The sequence below is a fragment of the Ramlibacter tataouinensis TTB310 genome, assembly GCF_000215705.1.
Taxonomy (GTDB): Bacteria; Pseudomonadota; Gammaproteobacteria; order Burkholderiales; family Burkholderiaceae_C; genus Ramlibacter; species Ramlibacter tataouinensis.
The window spans coordinates 206,720-230,639 of the sequence record NC_015677.1; the positions used below are offsets into that span (position 1 = coordinate 206,720).

The following is a 23,920-nucleotide window of genomic DNA, read 5'->3' on the forward strand; positions in this document are numbered from 1 at the left end:
CATGACCGCTGCCGAGCGGCGCGCCAGCGGCTCGCTGGCCGCCGTGTTCGCCGCCCGCATCCTGGGCTTGTTCCTGGTGCTGCCCGTGTTCGCGCTGGAGGCGGCGCGCTACCCCGGCGGCAGCGACCCGTCCCTGGTGGGCCTGGCCATGGGCATCTACGGCCTGACCCAGGGGCTGCTGCAGATCCCCTTCGGCATCGCCTCCGACCGGCTGGGACGCAAGCGCGTCATCGTGGTCGGCCTGCTGGTGTTCGCCGCCGGCAGCTTCGTGGCGGCGGCCGCCGACAGCCTGCTGGGCCTGCTCGTCGGGCGATCGCTGCAGGGGGCCGGCGCCGTGTCGGCCGCCGTCACCGCCCTGCTGGCCGACCAGACGCGCGACGCCGTGCGCACCAAGGCCATGGCCCTGGTGGGCGCCAGCATCGGGCTGATGTTCGCCCTGTCCCTGGTGGCGGCGCCGCTGCTGTCGGCGGCGGTGGGGCTGGCCGGGCTGTTCGCCCTGACCGGCGTGCTGGCCCTGGGCTGCATCGCCGTGGTCGTGTGGTGGACGCCGCCGGCGCCGGCCGAGCAGAAGAACGCGCCGCGCGGGCGGCTGGCCGAGGTGCTGACCCACCCGGGGCTGCTGCGCCTGGACGTGGGCGTGTTCGTGCTGCATGCCGTCCAGCTGGCCATGTGGGTGGCCATCCCGGGCCTGCTGGTCGAGGCCGGCCTGGCCCAGCAGGACCACTGGAAGGTCTACCTGCCGGCGATCCTGGCCTCCTTCGTGGTGATGGCCGCCACCTTGTTCCCGCTGGAGCGGCGCGGCTACCTGCGGGCCGTGTTCCTGGCCTCGGTCGGCCTGGTCGCCCTGGTCCAGCTCGGCCTGCTGGCCGCAGCCGCGCGGCCAGGCCTGGCGCTGCTGGCCGTGCTGCTGTTCGCCTTCTTCTGCGGCTTCAACGTGCTGGAGGCCACGCAGCCGAGCATGGCCTCGCGGGTGGCGCCGGCCCATGCCCGGGGCGCCGCCCTGGGCGTCTACAACACCCTGCAATCCCTGGGTTTCTTCGCGGGCGGCGCGGTCGGCGGCTGGCTGGCCAAGAACGTTGGGATGCAGGGGCTGTTCGCCGCCTGCGCCGGGCTGATGCTGCTGTGGCTGGCCGTGGCCTGGCCGATGCGCGCGCCGGCGGCCCCGCCGTCGCCGGAAGAGGTGTTGGCCGACGAGGCCCAGGCGACATAATCCTGAACGAACTCACGGAGGAAAACCGTCATGGCATCCGTCAACAAAGTCATCCTGGTCGGCAACTGCGGCCGCGACCCCGAGATCCGTTACCTGCCCTCCGGCGCCGCGGTGGCCAACGTCACCCTGGCCACGTCCAGCCGGCGCAAGGACAAGAGCAGCGGCGAGACCATCGAAGAGACCCAGTGGCACCGCATCACCTTCTACGACCGCCTGGCCGAGATCGCCGGCGAGTACGTCAAGAAGGGCCGTCCCATCTACGTGGAAGGCCGCCTGAAGTACGGCAAGTACACCGGCCAGGACGGCGTCGAGAAGAACACGGTGGACATCATCGCCACCGAGCTGCAGCTGCTGGGCGGCCGCGAGGGCATGGGCGGCCCGTCCGGCGGCGGTGACGAGGAGGGCGGCGGCGCGCCGCAGCGCCGCGCCCCGGCCCCCGCCGCGCGCGCACCGGCCCCGGCCCCGCGCCCGGCCGCGCAGAAGCCGTCGTCGGGCTTCGACGACATGGATGACGACATCCCCTTCTAAGCAAGCCGCCCAGCCCGGCGCCGTCCGCCAGGGATGATCAACCTGCTTCAACTGACGGTCCGGCGCGCCCGCGAGGAGCGCCTGGCCCAGGCCGCCGGCAGCCTGACCCTCACGACGGTGCTTTCCGTCGTGCCGCTGCTGGCGGTGAGCTTCGCGCTGTTCTCGCGCATCCCGGCCTTCCAGGCCACCGGGCTGGCCATCCGGCAGCATCTGCTGCAGGGGGTGCTGCCGCCCGACATCGCGCGCACCGTCCTCAAGCACCTGTCGCAGTTCACCGCCAACACCGGGGGCCTGACCTGGGTGGGCGCGCTGTTCGTGGTGGGCTCGGCCCTGGTGATGCTGTTCAGCGTGGAGAACGTCCTCAACCGCCTCTGGCAGGTCAAGAAGAACCGGCCCGTCCACCAGCGGCTGGGGCTGTACGCGGTGATGCTGGCGCTGGGTCCGCCCCTGCTGGGCGCGAGCCTGTGGGCGACCTCTTACGTGCTCACCGCCTCGGCCGGCCTGATCGGCACCCGGTCCCCGCAGGCGCGCCTGCTGCTCAACCTGGTGCCGGTCCTGCTCGGTACCCTCGGCCTGGCCAGCCTGTTCTACTTCGTGCCCAACGCCAAGGTGCGCCGGCGCGACGCGATCGTCGGCGGGCTGCTCGCCAGCATCGCCTTCGAGCTCGGCAAGCGGGGCTTCGCGGTCTACCTGCTCAAGATCCCCACCTACAAGACGGTGTACGGCGCGTTCGCGCCGGTGCTGCTGTTCCTGGTCTGGGTGTACTTCTCCTGGCTGGTCACCCTGGCCGCGGCGCTGGTGAGCGCCACCCTGCCGCGGGCCGGCAGGCAGCCGGCCGGGCGCCGGCTCTCGCGGGCCTAGATCAGGCGACCGCCGCCTCCACGCCCACCGCCGCGGCGATGACCCCGCCGCCCAAGCAGACCTCGCCGTCGTACAGCACCGCCGACTGCCCGGGGGTGACCGCCCACTGCGGATCGGGGAAGGCGAGCCGCAAGCGCCCGTCCGGGTGCTCCAGCACGCAGGGCGCGTCGGCCTGGCGGTAGCGCGTCTTGGAACCGTAGCGGCCGGCCGCGGGCGGCTCGCCGGCGATCCAGCTCAGGTCGTCCGCCTCCAGGGCGGATGACAGCAGCCAGGGATGGTCATGGCCCTGCACCACCCACAGCGTGTTCCGGGCGATGTCCTTGCGCGCCACGAACCAGGGCGCGTGCTCGCCGCCGCCGCGCCGGGCTCCCTTGTCCTTGACCCCACCGATGCCCAGCCCCTGGCGCTGCCCCAGCGTGTAGAAGGACAGGCCCTGGTGTTGGCCGATGGTGCGGCCGCCCGGGTCCTTGATCGGCCCGGGTTCCTGGCTGATATAGCGGTTGAGGAAGTCGCGGAAGGGCCGCTCGCCGATGAAGCAGATGCCGGTGGAGTCCTTCTTCCTGGCGTTGGGCAAGGCCATGGCCTCGGCGATGCGCCGCACCTCGGTCTTGCGCAGCTCGCCCACCGGGAACAAAGTCTTGCCCAGCTGGGCCTGGTTCAGGCGGTGCAGGAAGTAGCTCTGGTCCTTGGTCTCGTCCAGGCCCTTGAGCAACTCGAAGCGGCCGTCCCGCTCGCGGACCCTCGCGTAATGACCGGTGGCGATCTTGTTGGCGCCCAGCCGCATGGCATGGTCGAGGAAGGCCTTGAACTTGATCTCGGCGTTGCACAGCACGTCCGGGTTGGGCGTGCGGCCGGCCTGGTACTCGCGCAGGAACTCGGCGAACACCCGGTCCTTGTACTCGGCGGCGAAATTGACGTGCTCGATCTCGATGCCCAGCACGTCGGCCACGCTGGCCGCGTCCACGAAGTCCTCGTTGGACGAGCAGTATTGGCCGTCGTCGTCGTCCTCCCAGTTCTTCATGAAGATGCCGACCACCTCGTGGCCCTGCGCCTTGAGCAGGTGCGCCGACACCGCGGAGTCCACGCCTCCGCTCAGGCCGACGACGACACGGGACTTGCGCTGCATGGCCGCGATTATCCCGGCGGGCCGGCGAGCACGCTGGGGTCGGTGTAGACCGCCTCCAGCGGGTAGCGCCGGCCGGCCAGGTAGTCCTCCATGCACCGCAGCAGCAGCGGGCTGCGGTGGCGTCCGGCGCTGGCGCGGATCTCGTCGGGCGTCATCCACAGCGTGCGCACGATGCCCTGGTCGAGCGCGCGGCCCGGCAGGGGCTCGCCGACCTCGCCGCAGAAGGCGAAGCGCAGGTAGGTCACGTCCTCGCCGGTGGCCGGCCGCTGGAAGCGCGCCAGGTACACGCCCACCAGCGCCGTCGGCCGGAACGGGTGGGCGGTCTCCTCCAGCGCCTCGCGGGCGCAGCCTTGCGCCGGCGACTCGCCGGGGTCCAGGTGGCCGGCGGGGTTGTTGAGCTTGAGGCCTTCGGCGGTTTCCTCTTCCACCAGCAGGAAGCGGCCGCCGCGCTCGATGAGGGCGGCGACCGTGACGCTGGGTTTCCATCGCGCTTGCATGGCGGCGGATTATCGGGCCCGCGCCTTGCCGGTGCGACACTGCACGCCATGGCCGATACCGCCCGACTGCTGCTGATGTACGCCGTCTTCCCGCTGTGGGTGCTGGCCGGCCTGCTGGACTGGGCCTGCCACCGCCGCACCCGCATCGAGCACACGGCCGGCCTGCCGGAGAACCTGCTGCACTGGCTGCTGTACGGGCAGATCGGGGTGGGGCTGCTGGCGGTGGCCTTCCTGGAGATCAACGGCGCCGTGCTGCTGATCGTCGCCGCGGTGTTCGTGGTGCACGAGCTCACCGTGTACCTGGAGCTGCGCTACGCCGCGCCGCAGCGGCCGGTGCGCCCGTTCGAGCAGATGGTGCACAGCTTCATGGAGATCCTGCCGCTGGTCTCGCTGGCGCTGCTGGCCGTGATGGCCGGCGAGCAGTGGCGGGAGCTGGCGCTGGTCCGCAAGCGCGAGCCCTGGCCCGCGGCCTACCTGGCCGGCGGGCTGGCGGCCAGTCTGCTGCTGAACGTCCTGCCGCTGGCCGAGGAAGGCTGGCGCTGCCTGCGCGCCGGTGCGGGGCTCAGGCGTCGTACTCCTGCGACCCCTGCACCCAGATGAAGGACTGCACGTCGATCATGTCGCGCGGCTTGAAGCCCACGCGCCGTTCCAGGTCGCGCCGGATGATGGCCGCGAAGGTCAGCAGGCCCTCGTAGCCGCGCCAGGTGGGCTCGCTCTGGTAGGGCAGGTCGAAGCCGTAGCAGCGGGCCGCGGCGCGGGTGACGCGCGGCTTGAGGAACAGGTGGCGGTCGGGCCGGGCCAGGAAGCCGAACACGGTGACCACCGGCCAAGTCAGCACCCGGGTCTGGCGCCGCGGCAGTTCGGCCACGGCCTGGGTCCAGTCCTCGAACTTGCGCTGCGGCGAGCCGCGGCCCCACAGGAAGGCGTAGAGCTCGTGCGCGAACAGGCGCGCGCCCGCCGGCGACTTGAGCGCGTCGCGCAGGGCCATCTTCTCGAAGGAGAACAGCAGGTTGGTGCGCGACTCGATGCGGATGGCGGCGTCGGCGATCTGCCGGTATTCGCCGCGCGCCAGCAGCTTGCGGAACGGCTGCGGCCCCAGCTCGGCCTGCCATTCCAGGTGGGCGCGCTCCTTGTACGAGCGCTCGGCGATCAGGTAGGTCTCGTCGGTGAATCCGTCGGGGTAGTACAGCTCGAACTTGCGGCGGCAACGCGCCGCGCCGAGGTAGTTGACGTTGCTGGCGCGGGCACCGCTGAGGGGGGACGACAGGTAGGCTGGACGTGGCATGCATGCAGTTTTTGGCCTCGCCCCAGCTCAGCCATGTGGGACGCGACCTTGGGTGGTTGTAGGACCCAGGCGTAGGGCTGGCAGCTCAGCCTTGAATGCCCTGCAGTCGCACCCGGGTGATCTCCGACGGCGCGCCCAGGCGCTTGGGCGGGCCCCAGTAGTAGCTGCCACGGCTGACGTAGACCCACATGCGGCCGACCCGGTGCAGCCCGGCCGTGAACGGCTGCTGGAAGCGCACGAAGAACATCCAGGGCGCGAACTGCCCGCCATGCGTGTGGCCCGACAGCTGCAGGTCGAAGCCCGCCGCCGCGGCCGCCGGCGCGCTGCGCGGCTGGTGGGCCAGCAGCACCCGCGCGCCCGCGTCGGCAGGCGCACCCGCCAGCGCCGCCTGCGGGTCGCTGCGGTGGCCCGGATCGAAGTGGTGGGCCATGAAGTCGGTCACGCCGGCCAGCACCAGGCGGGCACCGGCGTGCTCGATCACCACATGCCGGTTGAGCAGCACCTGCAGGCCCAGCCGCTCCACCTCCGCCAGCCAGGGCGCGGCGCCGGCGTAGTACTCGTGGTTGCCGGTCACGAAGTAGCTGCCGTGGCGCCCGTCCAGTCCCGCCAGCGGCGCGACGTGCGGCGCCAGCTCGTGCACCGGCCCGTCGACCAGGTCGCCGGTGACGGCCACCACGTCGGGCCGCAGGCGGTTGACCGCGTCCACCAGCCGCCGCACCTGGCGCGCGCGGATGGTCGGTCCCACGTGGATGTCCGAGATCTGGGCGATGGTGAAGCCTTGCAGCGCGGCGGGCAGCCCCGCGATGGGGATGTCCACCGTCACCACCCGGGGCGTGCGGCGCGCGTTCAGGAAGCCCAGCAGCGAACTGCCCAGGGCGAGCAGCGCAACCGCCTGCCCGGTCAGGCGCCACCAGCGGGCGAAGTCCAGGGTGGCGGGCGACGCCTGCGAGGCCAGCCAGGCCGGCGCCAGCACCAGCTCGCGCGCCAGGCTGAGCACGAACATCGAAGAAAACCAGCCCAGGCACAGCAGGCCGGCAAACGCCAGGCGGTCGGACGCCGGAGGACGGGCGAAGCGGCGGGCCGCCAGGCCCAGGGGCACCAGCACGGCCGAGGCCAGCAAGGCCAGGCCGAGCACGGCCCCCACCCAGGGCTGGGGCCACACCGGCGCCAGCCGCAGGCCCAGGTACAGGTGCAGCGCGGCGCTGAGGAGGACGAGGGTGGGAAAACGCATGGCCGCCTGCATCCTAGGCGTCCGCCGCGATCCGGTGTCGCGGTTGCGCGTTTTGGGCCTGCGGCGCGATGGCTTCATGTAAGCTCGCGTTCAGCCAAAGTTACAAACGTCACCAGACGAGGAGACCGCCCCATGCTCATTGGCGTGCCCGCCGAAACCACGGCGGGTGAAACCCGTGTCGCCGTCACGCCCGAGACGGCCAAGAAACTGAAGGGGCAGGGGCACACCCTCCGCGTCGCCTCCGGTGCGGGGCTCGCCGCCAGCGCCACGGACGAGGCCTACCGGGCCGTCGGCGCGGACATCACCGACCAGGCCGGCGCGCTGGGCTGCGACCTGGTGCTGAAGGTGCGGCCGCCGCAGGAGAACGAGCTGCCGGCCTTCCGGCGCGGCGCCACCGTCGTCGGCATGCTCAACCCCTTCGATGCGGCCGGCCTGCAGCGGCTGGCGGCCGCCGGACTCACCGGCTTCGCGCTGGAGGCGGCCCCGCGCACCACCCGCGCCCAGAGCATGGACGTGCTGTCCTCGCAGGCCAACATCGCCGGCTACAAGGCCGTGATGATCGCGGCCAGCGCCTACCAGCGCTTCTTCCCCATGCTGATGACCGCCGCCGGCACGGTGAAGGCCGCGCGCGTGGTCATCCTGGGCGTGGGCGTGGCCGGCCTGCAGGCCATCGCCACGGCCAAGCGGCTGGGCGCGGTGATCGAGGCCTCCGACGTGCGGCCTTCGGTGAAGGAGCAGGTCGAGTCCCTGGGCGCCAAGTTCATCGACGTGCCCTACGAGACGCAGGAGGAAAAGGAAGCGGCCGAGGGCGTGGGCGGCTACGCCCGGCCGATGCCGCCCGGCTGGCTGGAGCGGCAGAAGCTGGAAGTGGCCAAGCGCGTGGCCCAGGCCGACGTGGTCATCACCACCGCGCTGATCCCGGGCCGGCCGGCGCCGGTGCTGGTGACCGAGGAGATGGTGCGCGCCATGAAGCCGGGCTCGGTGATCGTGGACCTGGCGGCGCCGCAGGGCGGCAACTGCCCGCTGACCGAGCCGGGCAGGACCGTGGCCCGGCACGGCGTGACCATCGTCGGCGAGACCAACCTGCCGGCGCTGGTGGCGGCGGACGCGTCCGCCCTGTACGCGCGCAACGTGCTGGACTTCCTCAAGCTCATCCTGCCCAAGGAGGGCGGGCTGAAGATCGACCTGGAGGACGACATCGTGGCGGCCTGCCTGGTTGCCCAGAACGGCGAAGTACGGAGGAAATAATGGAAGTCGGCCACACCGTCATCAACCTCATCATCTTCGTGCTGGCGATCTACGTCGGCTACCACGTGGTCTGGACCGTCACGCCGGCGCTGCACACGCCGCTGATGGCCGTGACCAACGCGATCTCGGCCATCGTGATCGTCGGTGCCATGCTGGCGGCGGCGCTGACCGAGACCGGCCTGGGCAAGACCATGGGCGTGCTGGCGGTGGCGCTGGCGGCCGTGAACGTGTTCGGCGGCTTCCTGGTGACCCGTCGCATGCTCGAGATGTTCCGCAAGAAAGAGAAGAAGCCGGCCGCGGAGGGCTCCCAATGAGCATGAACCTCGTCACGCTGCTGTACCTGGCGGCGTCGGTCTGCTTCATCCAGGCGCTCAAGGGCCTGTCGCATCCCACCACCTCGATCCGGGGCAACCTGTTCGGCATGGCGGGCATGGCCATCGCGGTGCTGACCACGGCGGCGCTGATCGTGCAACTGGCCGGTGGCCGGGCCTTGGGCCTGGGCTGGGTGCTGCTGGGGCTGCTGGTGGGCGGCACGGCCGGCACCATCATGGCCCGGCGCGTGGAGATGACCAAGATGCCGGAACTGGTCGCCTTCATGCACAGCATGATCGGCCTAGCCGCGGTCTTCATCGGGGTCGCGGCGGTGGCCGAGCCGCATGCCTTCGGCATCGCCGCGCGCGGCGAGCCCATCCCCGCGGGCAACCGGCTCGAGCTGTTCCTGGGCGCGGCCATCGGCGCCATCACCTTCAGCGGCTCGGTCATCGCCTTCGGCAAGCTCTCGGGCAAGTACAAGTTCCGCCTGTTCCAGGGCGCGCCGGTGGTGTTCGCCGGGCAGCACAAGCTGAACCTGGTGCTGGGCCTGCTCACCATCGCCCTGGGCCTGCTGTTCATGGCCACCGAGAACTGGGCCGCCTTCTTCGCCATGCTGGCCCTGGCCTTCGTGATGGGCGTGCTGATCATCATCCCCATCGGCGGTGCCGACATGCCGGTGGTGGTGTCCATGCTCAACTCCTACTCCGGCTGGGCGGCGGCGGGCATCGGCTTCTCGCTGAACAACAGCATGCTGATCATCGCCGGCTCGCTGGTCGGCAGCTCGGGCGCGATCCTCTCCTACATCATGTGCAAGGCGATGAACCGCAGTTTCTTCAACGTGATCCTGGGCGGGTTCGGCGGTGACGCCGGTGCCGCGGTGTCACAGTCGGCGGTTCAAAGGAGCGTCAAGAGCGGCAGCGCAGACGACGCGGCCTTCGTGCTGTCCAACGCCGAGACCGTGGTCATCGTGCCGGGCTACGGCCTGGCGGTGGCGCGGGCCCAGCATGCGGTCAAGGAGCTGGCCGCCAAGCTCACCGAGAAGGGCGTCACCGTCAAGTACGCCATCCACCCGGTGGCCGGCCGCATGCCCGGCCACATGAACGTGCTGCTGGCCGAGGCCGAGGTGCCCTACGACCAGGTGTTCGAGATGGAGGACATCAACGGCGAGTTCGGCCAGGCCGACGTGGCCATCGTCCTGGGCGCCAACGACGTGGTGAACCCGGCGGCCCTGCAGAAGGGCAGCCCGATCTACGGCATGCCCATCCTGGAGGCCTACAAGGCCAAGACCGTGATCGTGAACAAGCGCTCCATGGCCGCCGGCTACGCCGGCCTGGACAACGAGCTGTTCTACATGGACAAGACCATGATGGTCTTCGGCGACGCCAAGAAGGTGGTCGAGGAGATGGTCAGGGCCGTGGAGTGAGGCCGGCCTAGGGAAAAACAGGCGGCGCGGTCGCCCGGGCCGGGACACAATGCGCGCCAGCTGAACAATCAACGGACATGGAGAAGACAACGATGGACAAGCGTCCCTGGCTGAGCGCCTATCCCGCGGGCGTGCCCGCCGACATCGACGCCTCGCAGTACGGCTCGCTGGTGGCCCTGATGGAGGAGAGCTTCCGCAAGTACGCCGACCGCCCCGCCTACAGCTTCATGGGCAAGGAGGTCAGCTACGGCCAGACCGACTCGCTCAGCAGCGCCTTCGCGGCCTACCTGCAGGGCCTGGGCCTGCAGAAGGGCGAGCGCGTGGCCATCATGATGCCCAACGTGCCGCAGTACCCGGTCGCGGTGGCGGCCATCCTGCGCGCCGGCCTGGTGGTGGTGAACGTCAACCCGCTGTACACCCCGCGCGAGCTGGAGCACCAGCTCAAGGACTCCGGCGCCAAGGCCATCGTCATCATCGAGAACTTCGCCAACACGCTGCAGCAGTGCATCGCCAATACGCCCGTCAAGCACGTGGTGCTGGCCGCCATGGGCGACCAGCTGGGGTTGCTCAAGGGCGCGCTGGTCAACTACGTGGTGCGCAGCGTCAAGAAGATGGTGCCGGCGTACAACCTGCCGGGCGCGGTGCGCTTCAACGACGCCGTGGCCCAGGGCACGCGCGGCGCGCTGCGCAAGCCGGACATCCGGCCCGACGACGTGGCCGTGCTGCAGTACACCGGCGGCACCACCGGCGTGTCCAAGGGCGCGGTGCTGCTGCACCGCAACGTCATCGCCAACGTGCTGCAGTCCGAGGCCTGGAACGCGCCGGTGATGGGCAAGGTGCCCGCCGGCGAGCAGCCCACCGGCGTTTGCGCCCTGCCGCTGTACCACATCTTCGCCTTCACCGTGGGCATGATGCTGTCCATGCGCACGGGCGGCCGGCTGATCCTGATCCCCAACCCGCGTGACCTGCCGGCGGTGCTCAAGGAGCTGTCCAAGCACACCTTCCACAGCTTCCCCGCCGTGAACACGCTGTTCAACGGCCTGGCCAACCACCCGGACTTCGACAAGGTCAACTGGAAGAACCTCAAGGTCTCGGTGGGCGGCGGCATGGCGGTGCAGGGCGCGGTGGCCGACCTGTGGCTGAAGAAGACCGGCTGCCCGATCTGCGAGGGCTACGGCCTGTCCGAGACCTCGCCCTCGGCCAGCTGCAACCCGGTCACCAGCACCCAGTACACCGGCACCATCGGCGTGCCGCTGCCGTCCACTTCCATGAAGTGCATCGACGACAACGGCATCGAGGTGCCGCTCGGCCAGCCCGGCGAGATCGCCATCAAGGGGCCGCAGGTGATGGCCGGCTACTGGCAGCGTCCCGACGAGACCGCCAAGGTCATGACCGCCGACGGCTTCTTCAAGAGCGGCGATATCGGCGTCATGGACGAGCGCGGCTACTTCAGGATCGTGGACCGCAAGAAGGACATGGTGCTGGTCTCGGGCTTCAACGTGTACCCCAACGAGGTGGAGGACGTGGTGGCCAAGCTGGACGGCGTGCTCGAGTGCGCCGTGGTGGGCGTGCCGGACCCCGAGACCGGCGAGGCCGTCAAGCTGGTCATCGTCAAGAAGGACCCGCAGCTGACCGAGGAGAAGGTGCGCGAGTACTGCCGCGCCAACCTCACGGGCTACAAGCGGCCGCGCGTGATCGAGTTCCGCACCGACCTGCCCAAGACGCCGGTCGGCAAGATCCTGCGGCGCGAGCTGCGGGACAAGAGGTAATCGTCATCAACGCAGGACCGGGCCTGGCTCACGTCGGCTCGGCAGTGGACAGCCACCAGCCGCGGCCGGCATGCCACGCCGTCGCGTCCGGCGCGGTGTCGAGGCGCAGCGAGCGGATGTCCTGGTAAGGACGCTGGCGCATGGCGTTCGGCAGGCCTTCGGCCGAAACGTCGTCTCGTGCGCCCGCGCAAGGCGTGAAGGCCGTCGGCATCAAGCCCTGGGCGGTCCAGCGCTCGGGCGCAACGCGTCGGATGACCAGCAGCACGCCGGCGCCGCCACCGGTCAGCGGGAAGACCAGCCGGCCGCCGATCCGTAGTGCCTCCAGCCAGCCGCGCACGGGGTGCGTTGCCCCGGCGGACACATAGATCACGTCCGCCGCCGGCAAGTCACCCTCTGCTGCCGAACGGTTGTCCACCCGTACCCGCCCGTAGCTTGCCAGGCAGTTCTTCGCGCGGTGTGCCAGCCCGGGTTCCAGTTCGAAGGCGTGCACCTGTCCGCCTGGACCGACCAATTCAGCCAGCACGGCCGTGTAGTAGCCGGTCCCGGCACCCACGTGGAGAACGGTGTCGCCCGGCGCGGGCGCGGCCGCAGCCAGGCACCGGGCATGCAGCGAGGGTTGGCCGTTGTTCAATCCGAGCGCCTCGTCCAGCGCGATGAGGATGTCCTGGTAGACCCAGCGCGGGTCGTCGTCTGGCGTGTCGATGTAGCCGCTCCAGGTAAAGACGCGCCAAGGTCCCGGCCCGACAAACGCCTCGCGCGGCGCGGTTCGAAAGGCCGCAAGCAGTCCTGGGTGCCTGCCGCCGGCCGATGCAGCCAGGTACTCGGCATAGAGCTGCGGTGCTGCTCGATGCTGGGCATGGTGCCTCCTTCTGGTTGCATGACACGCGGTGGCGGAGCCTCTTCTGCCCGTCACGATCGCACCTTCACTCCCGTGGGTCCGCTTCGTCCGCCGCGGCACCTGCATCGGCGGCGAGTTCGAACGCCGGGACGGTGCGGCCGTCGATGTCGGTGAATCCGTACTCCACGGCCAGGTCGGCCACGCGCAGCACCTGCCCGGTCCTGGCCAGCACCTGCGGATCGGCCGCCAGCGCGGCAACGGCCCGGCCCAGGTAGCGGGGCGACTCGGTCCTGGCCAGCTCCGGGCGCTCGCGCCAATGCGCCTCGTCGGTCCTGTGCCCGGCCAGCACGAACTCGGTGCGCATCCACCCCGGCGACACCGCGAGCGATGCCACGCCGTGCGGGCGCAGCTCCTCGGCCATGCCGAACGCCAGGCGGTTGATGGCGGCCTTGGCCAGGTCGTAGAACAGGTTGCCGCGCAGGTAGCGGCCGCGGTCCCAGAAGGTCGTGGCCACGATGAGCCCGCGGCGCTGCCGCGCCATCAGCGGCGCGGCGAAACGGCCCGCCAGCAGGTGCGAACGCACGCCGCGGTCCATCATCGCGTCCCAGTGCGCCAGGGGGTGCTGCCAGAACGGCGCGTCGAAGACGCCGTCAAAGCTCTCGTGGCCGCCCCAGGCGTTGTTCACCAGCAGGTCGAGCCGGCTGTGGTCGCGTTCGACCCGCTCGAACAGCGCGCCGACCTCTTCATCACGTGTGTGATCGCAAGGCACGGCGATGCCCCGGCCGCCGGCGGCGGTGACCTCCGATGCGGTCTCGTCGATGCTGCCCAGCAGGGTATCCAGCCCGGACAGCCGAAGCAGGCCGTCGTAAGTCGCGGGTGCCCGGTTGCGTGTGGTCCGCCCGGTGACGTAGACGGTGGCGCCCGCGGCGCCCAGCTCGACGGCGATCCCGCGGCCCGCTCCGCGGCTGGCGCCGGTGACGATCGCGACGAGGCCGCTCAGCGGCCGGCGGGGGGTGGTGGTGGGCATGTCGGGCTCCAGGGTCATGAGGCCGCGCACTCTAGACGCCGCTTCAGGCGGCGGTCTTGGAAAAATCCGCAACGCTGCGGCCCAGCCGCGCCTGGAAGCGGGCGGGTGTCTCGCCACAGAACGCCCTGAACTCGTTGATCAGGTGCGCCTGGTCGTAGAAGCCCATGGCGAGCGCGAACCCGGGCCAGTCCGGATCCGGCTGGCGGCGCAGCTCGCGCAGGCAGCCGTGCACCCGCGATAGCCGGCGCCAGGCCTGGGGCGAAACACCCAGGTGCTCGCTGAACAGCTGCTGGAGCCTGCGCTCGCTGATCTCCAGCGCCCGCGCGACCTGGGCCGGCGCGGCATCGGTGCCACGCGCGATCAGGCCGGCGGCATGCCGCACCCGGGCTTGCGCCAGGCTCTCGCCGGGCGGCAGGCGCCGCAGCAGGAAGGCCTGCAGCTGGCGTGACAGGGCGCGCAGACCGGCGGCGCCCGCCACGAGGCCTTCGAGCTCGCGCCCGTCCGCGCCCCACAGCTCGCCGGGGGAGACCGCGCGTCCGGCGAGCTCGGCCGCGTCCACCTGGAGCAAGCCGGCGGCGGCGCCAGGCCGGAAGGTGATGGACAGGCCTTCGATGCGGCCGCTGTACTGCAGCACGACCGGCGCCAGCGTCGCCCCGACAAGCGCAGTCGACCAGGCTGCGCCTTGCCGCTGCACCACCAGGCGCAGCGCACCGTCGGGCACCACCTGCTCCTCGACCACTTGCGAGAGTGCGATCTCGTCGCGGTAGGCAACGACGTGCGCCACCCGGCTCGCCAGTCCTTCGTGCACGCGCAGCTCGCACAGGCGGCCCGCCGGAACGTCGGTCTCGGGGGCGTACACGGGATCGTCGGGAAGGCGCAGGTAGAGCCGCCGGTTCATGGAGCCATCCTAGCGCCGCGTCGGGCGGCCGACCCGGCAGAATCGCCGATCAACTCCACACGCCACCATGACCCTTGCCATCGTCTCCGCCATGAACGAGGAGCTGGCCGCCGTGCTGGCCCTGATGCCTGGCGAGCGCAGGGTGCAGGCCGCTGGGCGCGAGTTCTGGTGCGGCCGCCTGCACGGCCAGGAGGTGGTCGCGGTGCTGTCGCGCATCGGCAAGGTGGCGGCGGCCACCACCGCCGCCGTGCTGGCCGAGCGCTTCGGCGTCTCGGGCATCGTCTTCACCGGCGTGGCGGGCGGCCTGGGGCCGGGCGTGCGGGTGGGCGACGTGGTGGTGGCCGACAGCTTCCTGCAGCACGACCTGGACGCCTCGCCGATCTTCCCCCGTTACGAGGTGCCGCTGTACGGCACCAGCCGCTTCCACACCGACCCGGCCCTGACCGGCCGGCTGCAGGCGGCGGCACGCGCCGCGCTGCCGGCCGCCGCGCTGCACCGCGGCCTGGTGGCCAGCGGCGACCGCTTCGTTTCCAGCACCGCCGAAGCCCGTGCCTTGCAGGCCGCCCTGCCCCATGCCTTGGCGGTGGAGATGGAAGGGGCTGCCGTGGCCCAGGTCTGCCACGACTTCGGCCTGCCGTTCGCGGCGGTGCGCACGATCTCGGACCGCGCGGACGACGAAGCGCACGGCGACTTCAGCCGCTTCGTGCGGGAGGTGGCCAGCCGGCACTCGGCGGCCATCGTGCAGGCCCTGCTGGCCGGGGCCTGATCAGTCGACGCCCAGGCCCAGGGTCAGGCCCAGCGTCCAGTTGGACGGCGCCGGCCCGCTCAGGCGTTGTGCCCGGCTGAGGTCCACGCTCCAGTTGCGGCCGGCGGCCCAGCGCACGCCGGCGCGCACGAAGTGGGTGGCCTCTGCGCGGTAGCGCTCGGCCAGCAGCGACCAGCCCTGGCGCGGTGTCCACTCGGCGGCGACGCCGAAGCGGTTCTCGTCACGGCCGCGGTGAGCGAAGTCCCGCCCCAGGTTCAGGTGCAGCGCCAGGTCGTCGCGCGGTTCCCAGGTCGCCAGGCCGACCAGGGCAGCGCCTTGGTAGCGCGGCCGTGTGCGGGCCTGCCAGGCAGGCGCGACCACCAGGCCCAGGCTGAAACCCTCGGCCACTTCGCGCGCCCACTTGGCCTCCAGGCCGTAGGCGGTGGCCGAGGCACCGTGGTCGCGCGCGTACTCGGCGGCCGCGCCCAGCTCGATCGGGCCGACGCGGCAGGCGCCGCCTCCATGCAGCAGCCGCTCGCCGCCCTGGGCGCGGGTGCCCCAGGTCTCCAGCTCGCACTCGCCCGGCTCCAGAATGCCCGCATCGTCCACCGCATGGTGGCCGCCGGCGGCCAGCGCAGCCTGGCCGCCGGCGCCGGCGATCAGCGCCAGGGCGAGCGGCCGCGCCAGGCCCTTCATCGCAGCCAGCCCCTCTTCCTGAAGTACCACATCGGCCCGAGCGCGCTGGCCACCATCAGGGCCAGCGCGAACGGGTAGCCGCCGCGCCAGGCCAGCTCGGGCATGTGCTGGAAGTTCATGCCGTACAGGCTGGCGATCAGCGTCGGCGGCAGCAGCGCGACGCTGGCCACCGAGAAGATCTTGATGATCTTGTTCTGGTTGATGTTGATGAAGCCGACGGTGGCGTCCATCAGGAAGTTGATCTTGTCGAACAGGAAGGCCGTGTGGCTGTCCAGCGACTCGATGTCGCGCAGGATCTGCCGCGCGTCGTCGAACTGCTCCGCGTTGAGCATGCGGCTGCGCATCATGAAGCTGACGGCGCGGCGCGTGTCCATCATGTTGCGGCGGATGCGGCCGTTCAGGTCCTCCTGGCGCGCGATGGCCCCCAGCACCTCGCCGGCCTTCTCGTCGGTGACGTCGCCGGCCAGCACCTGCTTGCTCACCTTCTCCAGCTCGTCGTAGACGCCCTCCAGCGTGTCGGCCGAGTACTCGGCGTCCGCGTCGAACAGCTTGAGCAGCACCTCCTTGGCGTCCTCGATCAGGCCGGGGGCGCGGCGCGCGCGCAGCCGCAGCAGCCGGAACACCGGCACGTCCTCGTCGTGGATCGAGAACAGCACGCCGTGGCTTTTCAGCGTGCGGTTCGTCAGGTTGAGGACGAAGGCCACGCGCACCGTGCGCGGCTCGTCGTCGTCGCCGCCGCTGCCCGCGATCAGGAAGTCGCTGCGGATGTGGAGGTCGCCGTTGTCCTCCTCGTAGAACCGGGCCGACTCCTCCAGGTCCTCGTCCATCGCATCGTCGGGGATGGACAGGCCGAAGTACTGCTTGACCCAGCGCTTCTCCTGCGGCGTGGGCGACTCCAGGTCCACCCAGATCGGCTGGAATTTCGACAGCTCCTCCAGGGACTCGATCTCTTCCTGGAAGAGCCGGCCATTGGCGAGCGTGAAGATGTTCAGCATGGGCGCGCGATTATGCCGTGGCGCCACCGGCGAAGGCGAGCAGCTGCGCCTTGTGCGCGTAGGCGTCGTGCTCGCCCAGGTCGACCAGCGCCTGCACGAAGCCGGGCTCGAACAGCAGGTAGCTGGCCAGCGGTCCGCCGCCGCGACGCAGCGCGCCCAGCCCGCCCAGCGCCCGCTGCGCCGCGGCCGGCAGCAGATGGAGGTGGTCCAGCGCCAGCGCGTCGAGCGAGCGCGTGGGCTGCAGGGTCAGCACGTCCACGGGGCGGTACGGCAGGCCCGCCGCCAGCTCGGGCGGCAGGCGGCGCAGCGTGTCCGTCACCCGCTGCACCTGTTCCACGTCGGCCTGCAGCGTGTCATGGAACACGCTGGCCAGGGCGTGGCCGGCGATGGCGCCCATGCCGGGCACGCCGCCCTGCGGGCCAGCGGCGAAGCCGGAGCGCTGGGGCTGGCCGACGCCCACCACCAGCACCTGGTCGGCCCCCAGGTGCACGGCCGGCGACAGCGGCGAGATCTGGCGCATGGCGCCGTCGCCGAAGTACTCGCGCCGGCCGTCCACCCACAGCGGCGTGGCGGGGAACAGGAAGGGGATGGCGCTGGACGCCATCAGGTGCTCGATGGTCAGCGGCTGGAACTCGGCACGCCGGCCCGGCCGCAGCCAGGGCGCGAAGGCGGCGCCCGCGGCGGCGTGGCAGAAGGTCCAGTGCACGCCGGTGGTGTAGCTGGAGGCGGTCACGGCCAGCGCCTGCAGCGCACCGGCCTGCAGCGCGTCGTCGATGCCCTGCAGCGAGATGGCGCGGTGCAGCGTGTTGACCAGGGGCATGGTGTCCAGGATGGCGCCCTGCCGGCGCGCCTGCCCCCACAGCCGCACGGCGGCCAGCAGGCGGCTGATGCGCGTCCAGGGCGGCAGCCGCAGCCGGTAGACCGCCTCGGTATGCAGCCCCAGCCAGAACGGCGCCAACCCGTCCAGCGCCGCCAGACCCGAGGCCGCCTGGCTGGCCAGCCAGGCGGCATTGAGGGCGCCGGCGGAGGTGCCCACCAGCACCTGGAACGGGAAGCCGCGCTCCCCGCCCGGTTGCAGGCGCAGCATGGCGGCCAGCGCGCGCAGCACCCCGGCCTGGTAGGCGGTGCGGGCGCCGCCGCCCATCAGCACCAGGGCGCGCACCGGCCGCCGGCGGGCGGGGGAGGAGGGAAGGGAGGTGGGATCGGGGACCATGGCCGTGTCCGGCCATGGTAGAGCAGGCCGCTCAGGCCTCGGCCGTGACCGACCGGGGCTGGAGAGCCGCCGCCTCGGATGGACGCACGTCGCACTTGAGCACCGAGGCCATGTAGGCCAGGCTGGCGCGGTGTGCCTCCGGCGTTTCCGCGGCGCAGCAGTCGGCCGGCACCCAGACCTTGAACTCGCGCAAAAAGGCGTCGGCCGCCGTCATCTGCACGCACATGTCGGTGGCCAGGCCGCAGATCACCAGCTCGGAGGCGCCCATCTCGCCCAGCAGCAGCTCCAGCGGGGAGCCGTAGAAGGCGGAGTGCCGCGGCTTGAGGATGGTGAGGTCGTCGGCCTGGGGATAGAGCAGCCGGACGATCTGGGCCGCCTCGCCCTGCATGCCCAGGCAGCGGGCGACCAGGCTATGGAAATCGGACTGCCAGACCCCGTAGTTGTCGTTCGCGTACAGGGTGGCCACGCCCTGGGCCGCCAGACGCTGCTTCAGGCGGGCGGTGGCGCGCGCCGCCTCCAGGGCCGGCGGCGCCAGCTTTTCACCACCCGGAAAGTCCAGCGGGTTGACGAAGTCCACCAGGAGCAGGACGCGCGGGCTGTGGGGCAGGCGGGTGGGGCACAGGCCATGGGCCCGGATCGGGGAGGGCATGCCGCCATGATGGGCCTGGGCCGGTGCCCGGGAGGCCGGCCTCCATTGAACGCGACAGCAGGACGATTCCTACACGGCTGACCCAAGCTGTCCGACATCTTGGATGAGGCACGCCCCCTACATTGGATGCATCTTCCAGCCCATCCGGGCACCAGGAGCCATCACCAATGATCCAGCTCGCGACCGACCCGAACGCCAGCCGCATGAACTGGCGCCCCGCCGCCAGCGATGGCAAGGCCAACAACTTCGAGCTGCGGCGCGGCCGCAGCGGCCACGCCTGGCCGTTCCTGGCCCGCGAGGCGCTGCGCCCTGCCAGCCCGCAGGCCCCCAAGACCCCCAGCGACAGCGGCAGCTGACGCTTCCCCTATTCCACAGCGGCAGCTGACGCCCTCCGCATCCGAAAGAACCACCATGGCCCTCGAAAGCAAGTCCCCCACCCGTTTCGCCGACGCGCCCCGCGACAAGCCGCAGGTTGACCGCGTCGAGCATGCCAACCTGGAGCGCCCCGGCGCCCAGTTCCATCCGCGCGCCCGCGCCGGCTGGGAGCGCCACGGCCAGCAGCGCCGGGGCTGGCGCATGCACTGAGTTTGCGCTCACCTGACGAACGAAGCAAAGCGGCCCCCGGGCCGCTTTTTTCATTGGGGAAACCGTTCGCGCGCAGCGCCGGCTGGCCGCTTGCAATTTGCTGCGATGCGCCGCCGGAAATGCGTTGCATTTGGCCCCGGCCCGGCGCATAGTGGGCCGAAGCGTCCTTCACGATTCCATGTTCGCCGTTCCGCCTGGCCCCTCCAGGCGGGTTCCTCCTCCACGTGTGCAACAGGAGCTATTCCATGAACTTGACGATCAGCGGTCATCACCTCGAAGTCACGCCGGCCCTCCGCGAATACGTGACCACCAAGCTGGATCGCATCACCCGCCATTTCGACCAGGTGGTCGACATCAAGGTCCTGCTGACGGTGGAGAAGCAAAAGGAGAAGGAAGGCCGCCAGCGCGCCGAGTGCATGATCCACGTCAAGGGCAACGACCTGTTCGCCGAATGCTCCCATGCCGACCTGTACGCCGCGCTGGATGAGCTGGTCGACAAGCTCGATCGCCAGGTCGGCCGGCACAAGGGCCGGGTGCAGGCGCACCACCATCAGGCGCCGAAACGGCTGATGTAGGCGGACCCTTGGCCGGGGGGCGGGTGCCATAATCCCGCTTCCCGACCATGAACCGCCTCGCGTCCATCCTGCCGGCCTCGCAAGTGCTTGTGAGCGTCGATGCCACCAGCAAGAAGCGCGCTTTCGAGGAAGCCGGCCTGCTGTTCGAGAACCTCCATGGCCTTTCGCGGGCGCTGATCACCGACAGCCTGTTCGCGCGCGAGCGCCTGGGCTCCACCGGCCTGGGCCATGGCGTGGCCATCCCGCATGGCCGCATCAAGGGCCTGAAGGCGCCGATGGCCGCCCTGTTCCAGCTGGCGCAGCCGATCGGCTTCGACGCGCCCGACGAGCAGCCGGTGGGACTGCTGATCTTCTTGCTGGTGCCCGAGGCGGCGACGCAGAAGCACCTGGAGATCCTGTCCGAGATCGCCGAGCTGCTGTCGGACGCGCCGCTGCGCGAGAAGATCAAGGCCAGCACCAGTGCGGCCGAGCTGCACCGGCTGATCGCCAGCTGGCAGTCGGCGCAGCCGACATGAGGCCTGAGCGCCGCCGGGCCGCCCCAAGGCGCGGACGCCCCCCCGGGGGGCAGCGACCCACACGCAGTGGGGGAGCGTGGGGGCCATGAAACCCACCGTCGTCAGCGCCGACGTCCTGTTCGAGGACCACCGCGCCCAGCTGAAATGGGAATGGGTGGCCGGCCTGGGCGCCTCGGAGCGCCGCTTCGACGAGGTGGCGGTGCGCGCGGCGCGTTCGGGCGCCGACCTGGTGGGCTACCTGAACTACATCCACCCGTACCGCGTGCAGATCCTGGGGCAGCGCGAGATCGCCTACCTGACCAACGCCACGGCCGACGACTGCGCGCGGCGGATCTCGCGCATCGTGACGCTGGAGCCGCCGGTGCTGGTGCTGACCGACGGCCAGGCCGCGCCGGAGGCGCTGGTGTCCATGTGCGAGCGCGCCCAGATCCCGATGTTCGCGACGCTGGAGCCCTCGGCCTTCGTGATCGACGTGCTGCGGGCCTACCTGTCCAAGCATTTCGCCGAGCGCACATCCATGCACGGCGTGTTCATGGACATCCTGGGGCTGGGCGTGCTGATCACGGGCGAGTCGGGCCTGGGCAAGAGCGAGCTGGGCCTGGAGCTGATCTCGCGCGGCAACGGCCTGGTGGCCGACGACGCGGTGGACCTGTACCGCATCAACCAGACCACCATCGAGGGCCGCTGCCCGGAGCTGCTGCAGAACCTGCTGGAGGTGCGCGGCATCGGCCTGCTGGACATCCGCGCCATCTTCGGCGAGACCGCGGTGCGCAGGAAGATGCGGCTCAAGCTGATCGTGCACCTGGTGCGGCGCGAGACGCTGGAGCGCGACTACGAGCGCCTGCCCTACGAGCCGCTGGTGCAGGACGTGCTGGGCGTGCCCATCCGCAAGGCCGTGATCCAGGTGGTGGCCGGCCGCAACATCGCCGTGCTGGTGGAGGCGGCGGTGCGCAACACCATCCTGCAGCTGCGCGGGGTGGACACCTACCAGGACTTCGTCGAGCGCCACCGCCGCGCGATGGAGAAGGACGGCTGAGGCTGCCGCGCGAACCCTAGCCCTTGCCGCCCCGGGGCCGGTGCGGGCAGGCGGCCTTGGTGCAGTGCGCGTACAGGCTCAGCGCGTGGTCGGCGATGGTGAAGCCCTTGGCCTGGGCCACGGCGTGCTGGCGCTTCTCGATCTCGGCGTCGTAGAACTCCTCGACCCTGCCGCAGTCCAGGCACACCATGTGGTCGTGGTGGGTGCCCTCGTTGAGCTCGTACACCGCCTTGCCGCTCTCGAAATGGCTGCGCGAGAGGATGCCGGCCTGCTCGAACTGGGTGAGCACCCGGTACACCGTGGCCAGGCCGATGTCCGAGCGGTCCTCCAGCAGCACGCGGAACACGTCCTCGGCCGTCATGTGGCGCTGCGATCCTTTCTGGAACACGTCCAGGATCTTCAGCCGCGGCAACGTGGCCTTCAGGCCGGTGTTCTTGAGCTCTTCGATGTTGGCCATGGTCTTGTCCCCGCGCCGGGCCCCCGGGGGGCGGCCGCTACAATCATTCGATCATAGTCCCATGGGTCTGCCCATGCCTGTCACCCCCACACGTGCCGCCCGTCTCGCCCTGGGCCTGGCCGCCTGCCTCGCGGCGGCTGGCTGCGGCAGCTTCGACAACGCGACGCAGCGTTTCGCCAACGCCCTCACCCCCTACAGGATCCAGGTGGTACAGGGCAACTTCATCTCGCGCGAGCAGGTCGAAGCCCTGCGCCCGGGCATGAGCCGCCAGCAGGTGCGCGACCTGCTGGGCACGCCCCTGGTGACCAGCGTGTTCCATGACGACCGCTGGGACTACGTCTTCACGCTGCGCCGCCAGGGCGTCGAGCCCCAGGCGCGGCGGCTGACCGTGTACTTCAAGGGCGCCGAGCTGGAGCGATTCGAGGGCGACACCATGCCCACCGAGGCCGAGTTCGTCGCCGCGGTGGACGTCAAGCGCCGCAGCAGCAAGGTGCCGGTGCTCGAGGCCACCGAGGAGCAGCTCAAGCGCTTCGAGGCGCCGCCGGCGCAGCCGCCGACCCAGCCGCCCGAGGCGGCTGCGCCGCGCAGCTACCCGCCGCTCGAGCCGGTGGTGCGCTGAGCATGGCGGCCGCACCCGCCAAGGGCACCGCCGCCCAGGCGCCGCACCGCGTGGCGGTGGCGGGGGCGTCCGGCCGCATGGGCCACATGCTGATCGAGGCCATCCGCGCCTCGGGCGACTGCCAGCTGGCCGGCGCGCTGGACGTTCCGTCCAGCCCGGCGATCGGCAACGACGCCGCGGCGTTCCTGGGCCATGCCAGCGGCGTGCCGGTCACCGCCGACCTGCAGGCCGGCCTGTCGCAGGCCCAGGTGCTGATCGACTTCACCCGGCCCGAGGGCACGCTGGCGCACCTGCGGGCCTGCCGCGAGCGGCGCGTCAACGCGGTGATCGGCACCACCGGCTTCAGCGAGGCCCAGAAGCAGGCCATCGCCGAGGCCGCGCGCGACATCGCCATCGTCATGGCGCCCAACATGAGCGTGGGCGTCAACGTCACGCTCAAGCTGCTGCAGCTGGCGGCCCAGGCGCTGGCCACCGGCTACGACATCGAGATCATCGAGGCGCACCACCGCCACAAGGTGGACGCGCCCTCGGGCACGGCGCTCAAGATGGGCGAGGTCATCGCGCAGGCCGTCGGCCGCGACCTCAAGGAGTGCGCGGTGTACGCGCGCGAAGGCGTCACCGGCGAGCGGGATCCCTCGACCATCGGCTTTTCCACCATCCGCGGCGGCGACATCGTGGGCGACCACACCGTGCTGTTCGCCGGCACCGGCGAGCGCATCGAGATCACGCACAAGTCCTCCAGCCGCGCGACCTACGCGCAAGGCAGCCTGCGCGCCGTGCGCTTCCTGGCCGGCCGGCGCAGCGGACTGTTCGACATGTTCGATGTCCTAGGCCTGCGGTGAGCCGCCCATGAACATCGGCCAGCTGCTGCGGCAAGGCGATGCCGTCACCCAGGCGGTGGCGGTGCTGCTGCTGGCGATGTCGGTGGCCAGCTGGGTCGTGATCCTGTGGAAGGGCTGGCTGCTGCGCCGCGCGGGGCGCGACGTGCGGCGCAGCACCGCGGCGTTCTGGCAGGCCGGCTCGGTGGAGGAGGCGCAGCAGCGGCTGGCGGCCTTCGACCGCGAGGGCCTGGTGCTGCCGCTGGTGGAGGCCACGCGGCCGCCGGCACCCGGCGCGCTGGCCGCGGCGGGCGAGCGGGCGCAGCAGCTCACGCGGGCCCTGCGCGACGCGCTGCACCGCACCAGCGACAAGCTGCAGTTCGGCCAGGTGCTGCTGGCCAGCGTGGGGTCCATCGCCCCCTTCCTGGGCCTGCTGGGCACGGTCTGGGGCATCTACCACGCGCTCAGCGGCATCGCCGGCGCCGGCCAGATCACCATCGACCAGGTGGCCGGGCCGGTGGGCGAGGCCCTGGTCATGACGGCCGCCGGCCTGGCGGTCGCCATCCCCGCGGTGCTGGGCTACAACGTGTTCGGCCGCGTCATCGCGCGGCTGGAGGCCGACCTGGAAGGCTTCGCGCGCGACCTGCGCGAGCTGCTGGCGCCGGGCGCGGCGGCCGCGGACGAATAGCGCATGAGCGCCGCCGGGCCGTCCCTAGGCGCGGACGCCCCCTCGGGGGGCAGCGCAGCGGCTTTGGCCGCAAGCG

Annotated in this window: 29 protein-coding genes; 17 read left to right on the forward strand and 12 right to left on the reverse strand. The window is 71.2% G+C overall.

Translation table 11 applies throughout. The annotated features are described in order from the left end of the window. The first annotated feature begins 1 nt into the window (after position 1). Genes RTA_RS00990 through RTA_RS01000 form a run of 3 tightly spaced genes read left to right on the forward strand, consistent with a single transcriptional unit; the run spans position 2 to position 2,599 of the window. The gene (locus RTA_RS00990; protein ID WP_013899499.1) at positions 2–1,210 is read left to right on the forward strand and encodes an MFS transporter; all 1,209 of its coding nucleotides are present in this window, start codon (positions 2–4) and stop codon (positions 1,208–1,210) included. Positions 1,211–1,240: 30 nt separating this feature from the next. After that, complete coding sequence (gene ssb / locus RTA_RS00995; RefSeq protein WP_013899500.1) at positions 1,241–1,738, forward strand: single-stranded DNA-binding protein; 498 nt, start codon at positions 1,241–1,243, stop codon at positions 1,736–1,738. A gap of 33 nt (positions 1,739–1,771) precedes the next feature. Beyond that, on the forward strand, positions 1,772–2,599 hold the full coding sequence (locus RTA_RS01000) for a YihY family inner membrane protein (protein ID WP_013899501.1): 828 nt from the start codon (positions 1,772–1,774) through the stop codon (positions 2,597–2,599). A gap of 1 nt (position 2,600) precedes the next feature. Here the strand turns inward: RTA_RS01000 and mnmA are convergent, their stop codons facing one another. After that, entirely contained in the window at positions 2,601–3,725 is a 1,125-nt protein-coding gene (gene mnmA / locus RTA_RS01005) for a tRNA 2-thiouridine(34) synthase MnmA (protein ID WP_013899502.1), read from the reverse strand. An 8-nt stretch (positions 3,726–3,733) separates the two neighbouring features. Beyond that, positions 3,734–4,222 (reverse strand): NUDIX hydrolase, encoded by a 489-nt coding sequence (locus RTA_RS01010; RefSeq protein WP_013899503.1) that lies wholly within the window; start codon positions 4,220–4,222, stop codon positions 3,734–3,736. 48 nt (positions 4,223–4,270) lie between these two features. Here RTA_RS01010 and RTA_RS01015 point away from each other — a divergent pair, with 48 nt between their 5' ends. Beyond that, positions 4,271–4,822 carry a hypothetical protein gene (locus RTA_RS01015; RefSeq protein ID WP_013899504.1) on the forward strand — a complete coding sequence of 184 codons (552 nt, stop codon included), beginning with the start codon at positions 4,271–4,273 and terminating at the stop codon, positions 4,820–4,822. Here RTA_RS01015 and RTA_RS01020 read toward each other — a convergent pair. Together RTA_RS01020 and RTA_RS01025 are read right to left on the reverse strand one after the other, a co-directional pair. Then, positions 4,785–5,507 (reverse strand): hypothetical protein, encoded by a 723-nt coding sequence (locus tag RTA_RS01020; protein WP_013899505.1) that lies wholly within the window; start codon positions 5,505–5,507, stop codon positions 4,785–4,787. The two genes, RTA_RS01015 and RTA_RS01020, sit on opposite strands and share 38 nt — an antisense overlap. Positions 5,508–5,592: 85 nt before the next feature. Beyond that, the gene (locus tag RTA_RS01025) at positions 5,593–6,738 is read right to left on the reverse strand and encodes a metallophosphoesterase (protein ID WP_013899506.1); all 1,146 of its coding nucleotides are present in this window, start codon (positions 6,736–6,738) and stop codon (positions 5,593–5,595) included. 132 nt (positions 6,739–6,870) lie between these two features. Here RTA_RS01025 and RTA_RS01030 point away from each other — a divergent pair, with 132 nt between their 5' ends. From RTA_RS01030 to RTA_RS01045, 4 genes are all read left to right on the forward strand, one after another. Further along, complete coding sequence (locus RTA_RS01030; RefSeq protein WP_013899507.1) at positions 6,871–7,986, forward strand: Re/Si-specific NAD(P)(+) transhydrogenase subunit alpha; 1,116 nt, start codon at positions 6,871–6,873, stop codon at positions 7,984–7,986. After that, on the forward strand, positions 7,986–8,300 hold the full coding sequence (locus tag RTA_RS01035) for an NAD(P) transhydrogenase subunit alpha part 2 (protein WP_013899508.1): 315 nt from the start codon (positions 7,986–7,988) through the stop codon (positions 8,298–8,300). The genes RTA_RS01030 and RTA_RS01035 overlap by 1 nt, the downstream gene beginning before the upstream one ends. Continuing rightward, positions 8,297–9,721: an NAD(P)(+) transhydrogenase (Re/Si-specific) subunit beta gene (locus RTA_RS01040; protein WP_013899509.1), complete on the forward strand. Its 1,425-nt coding sequence runs from the start codon at positions 8,297–8,299 to the stop codon at positions 9,719–9,721. Before RTA_RS01035 ends, RTA_RS01040 begins: the two co-directional genes overlap by 4 nt. Before the next feature lie 92 nt (positions 9,722–9,813). Continuing rightward, positions 9,814–11,490, forward strand: a complete 1,677-nt coding sequence (locus tag RTA_RS01045; RefSeq protein WP_013899510.1) for a long-chain-fatty-acid--CoA ligase — start codon at positions 9,814–9,816, stop codon at positions 11,488–11,490. A gap of 28 nt (positions 11,491–11,518) precedes the next feature. On the opposite strand, the gene RTA_RS01050 is transcribed toward RTA_RS01045, so the two are convergent. From RTA_RS01050 to RTA_RS01060, 3 genes are read right to left on the reverse strand one after another with little or no spacing between them, the layout of a single operon-like run. Further along, the gene (locus RTA_RS01050) at positions 11,519–12,403 is read right to left on the reverse strand and encodes a protein-L-isoaspartate O-methyltransferase family protein (protein WP_013899511.1); all 885 of its coding nucleotides are present in this window, start codon (positions 12,401–12,403) and stop codon (positions 11,519–11,521) included. 10 nt (positions 12,404–12,413) lie between these two features. Further along, positions 12,414–13,355: an SDR family oxidoreductase gene (locus tag RTA_RS01055; RefSeq protein WP_049871350.1), complete on the reverse strand. Its 942-nt coding sequence runs from the start codon at positions 13,353–13,355 to the stop codon at positions 12,414–12,416. Positions 13,356–13,398: 43 nt separating this feature from the next. Beyond that, positions 13,399–14,253 carry a helix-turn-helix domain-containing protein gene (locus tag RTA_RS01060; protein ID WP_013899513.1) on the reverse strand — a complete coding sequence of 285 codons (855 nt, stop codon included), beginning with the start codon at positions 14,251–14,253 and terminating at the stop codon, positions 13,399–13,401. A 67-nt stretch (positions 14,254–14,320) separates the two neighbouring features. On the opposite strand from RTA_RS01060, the gene RTA_RS01065 reads away from it, so the two are divergent. After that, positions 14,321–15,019 carry a 5'-methylthioadenosine/adenosylhomocysteine nucleosidase gene (locus RTA_RS01065; RefSeq protein WP_041674938.1) on the forward strand — a complete coding sequence of 233 codons (699 nt, stop codon included), beginning with the start codon at positions 14,321–14,323 and terminating at the stop codon, positions 15,017–15,019. Here RTA_RS01065 and RTA_RS01070 read toward each other — a convergent pair whose 3' ends face one another. The 4 genes from RTA_RS01070 to RTA_RS01085 are packed head-to-tail and all read right to left on the reverse strand — an operon-like array spanning position 15,020 to position 18,551. Further along, positions 15,020–15,694: a PA4824 family protein gene (locus tag RTA_RS01070; RefSeq protein WP_013899515.1), complete on the reverse strand. Its 675-nt coding sequence runs from the start codon at positions 15,692–15,694 to the stop codon at positions 15,020–15,022. Next, entirely contained in the window at positions 15,691–16,689 is a 999-nt protein-coding gene (corA, locus tag RTA_RS01075) for a magnesium/cobalt transporter CorA (RefSeq protein WP_013899516.1), read from the reverse strand. Before corA ends, RTA_RS01070 begins: the two co-directional genes overlap by 4 nt. 10 nt (positions 16,690–16,699) lie before the next feature. Then, positions 16,700–17,902 (reverse strand): patatin-like phospholipase family protein, encoded by a 1,203-nt coding sequence (locus tag RTA_RS01080; protein ID WP_041674939.1) that lies wholly within the window; start codon positions 17,900–17,902, stop codon positions 16,700–16,702. A 31-nt stretch (positions 17,903–17,933) separates the two neighbouring features. Beyond that, the gene (locus RTA_RS01085) at positions 17,934–18,551 is read right to left on the reverse strand and encodes a cysteine hydrolase family protein (RefSeq protein ID WP_013899518.1); all 618 of its coding nucleotides are present in this window, start codon (positions 18,549–18,551) and stop codon (positions 17,934–17,936) included. A 167-nt stretch (positions 18,552–18,718) separates the two neighbouring features. Between RTA_RS01085 and RTA_RS01090 the strand changes: the two genes are divergently transcribed. The 5 genes from RTA_RS01090 (at position 18,719) to hprK (ending at position 21,262) form a co-directional block, all read left to right on the forward strand. Then, positions 18,719–18,907, forward strand: a complete 189-nt coding sequence (locus RTA_RS01090) for a hypothetical protein (RefSeq protein ID WP_013899519.1) — start codon at positions 18,719–18,721, stop codon at positions 18,905–18,907. A gap of 55 nt (positions 18,908–18,962) precedes the next feature. Continuing rightward, on the forward strand, positions 18,963–19,136 hold the full coding sequence (locus RTA_RS20905; RefSeq protein WP_158307814.1) for a hypothetical protein: 174 nt from the start codon (positions 18,963–18,965) through the stop codon (positions 19,134–19,136). A 245-nt stretch (positions 19,137–19,381) separates the two neighbouring features. Then, positions 19,382–19,711 (forward strand): ribosome hibernation-promoting factor, HPF/YfiA family, encoded by a 330-nt coding sequence (hpf, locus tag RTA_RS01095; protein WP_013899520.1) that lies wholly within the window; start codon positions 19,382–19,384, stop codon positions 19,709–19,711. Between the two features lie 47 nt (positions 19,712–19,758). Then, a complete protein-coding gene (locus RTA_RS01100) occupies positions 19,759–20,226 on the forward strand; it encodes a PTS sugar transporter subunit IIA (protein ID WP_013899521.1) in 468 nt (155 codons plus the stop codon). An 85-nt stretch (positions 20,227–20,311) separates the two neighbouring features. Continuing rightward, positions 20,312–21,262: an HPr(Ser) kinase/phosphatase gene (gene hprK / locus RTA_RS01105; protein WP_013899522.1), complete on the forward strand. Its 951-nt coding sequence runs from the start codon at positions 20,312–20,314 to the stop codon at positions 21,260–21,262. 16 nt (positions 21,263–21,278) lie between these two features. On the opposite strand, the gene fur is transcribed toward hprK, so the two are convergent. Continuing rightward, entirely contained in the window at positions 21,279–21,719 is a 441-nt protein-coding gene (gene fur / locus RTA_RS01110) for a ferric iron uptake transcriptional regulator (RefSeq protein ID WP_013899523.1), read from the reverse strand. Between the two features lie 73 nt (positions 21,720–21,792). Here fur and RTA_RS01115 point away from each other — a divergent pair, with 73 nt between their 5' ends. The 3 genes from RTA_RS01115 to RTA_RS01125 are packed head-to-tail and all read left to right on the forward strand — an operon-like array spanning position 21,793 to position 23,844. Beyond that, entirely contained in the window at positions 21,793–22,338 is a 546-nt protein-coding gene (locus tag RTA_RS01115; RefSeq protein ID WP_013899524.1) for an outer membrane protein assembly factor BamE, read from the forward strand. Between the two features lie 2 nt (positions 22,339–22,340). Continuing rightward, the gene (gene dapB / locus RTA_RS01120; RefSeq protein WP_013899525.1) at positions 22,341–23,180 is read left to right on the forward strand and encodes a 4-hydroxy-tetrahydrodipicolinate reductase; all 840 of its coding nucleotides are present in this window, start codon (positions 22,341–22,343) and stop codon (positions 23,178–23,180) included. A 7-nt stretch (positions 23,181–23,187) separates the two neighbouring features. Continuing rightward, the gene (locus RTA_RS01125; RefSeq protein ID WP_013899526.1) at positions 23,188–23,844 is read left to right on the forward strand and encodes a MotA/TolQ/ExbB proton channel family protein; all 657 of its coding nucleotides are present in this window, start codon (positions 23,188–23,190) and stop codon (positions 23,842–23,844) included. The last annotated feature ends 76 nt before the right edge of the window (positions 23,845–23,920 follow it).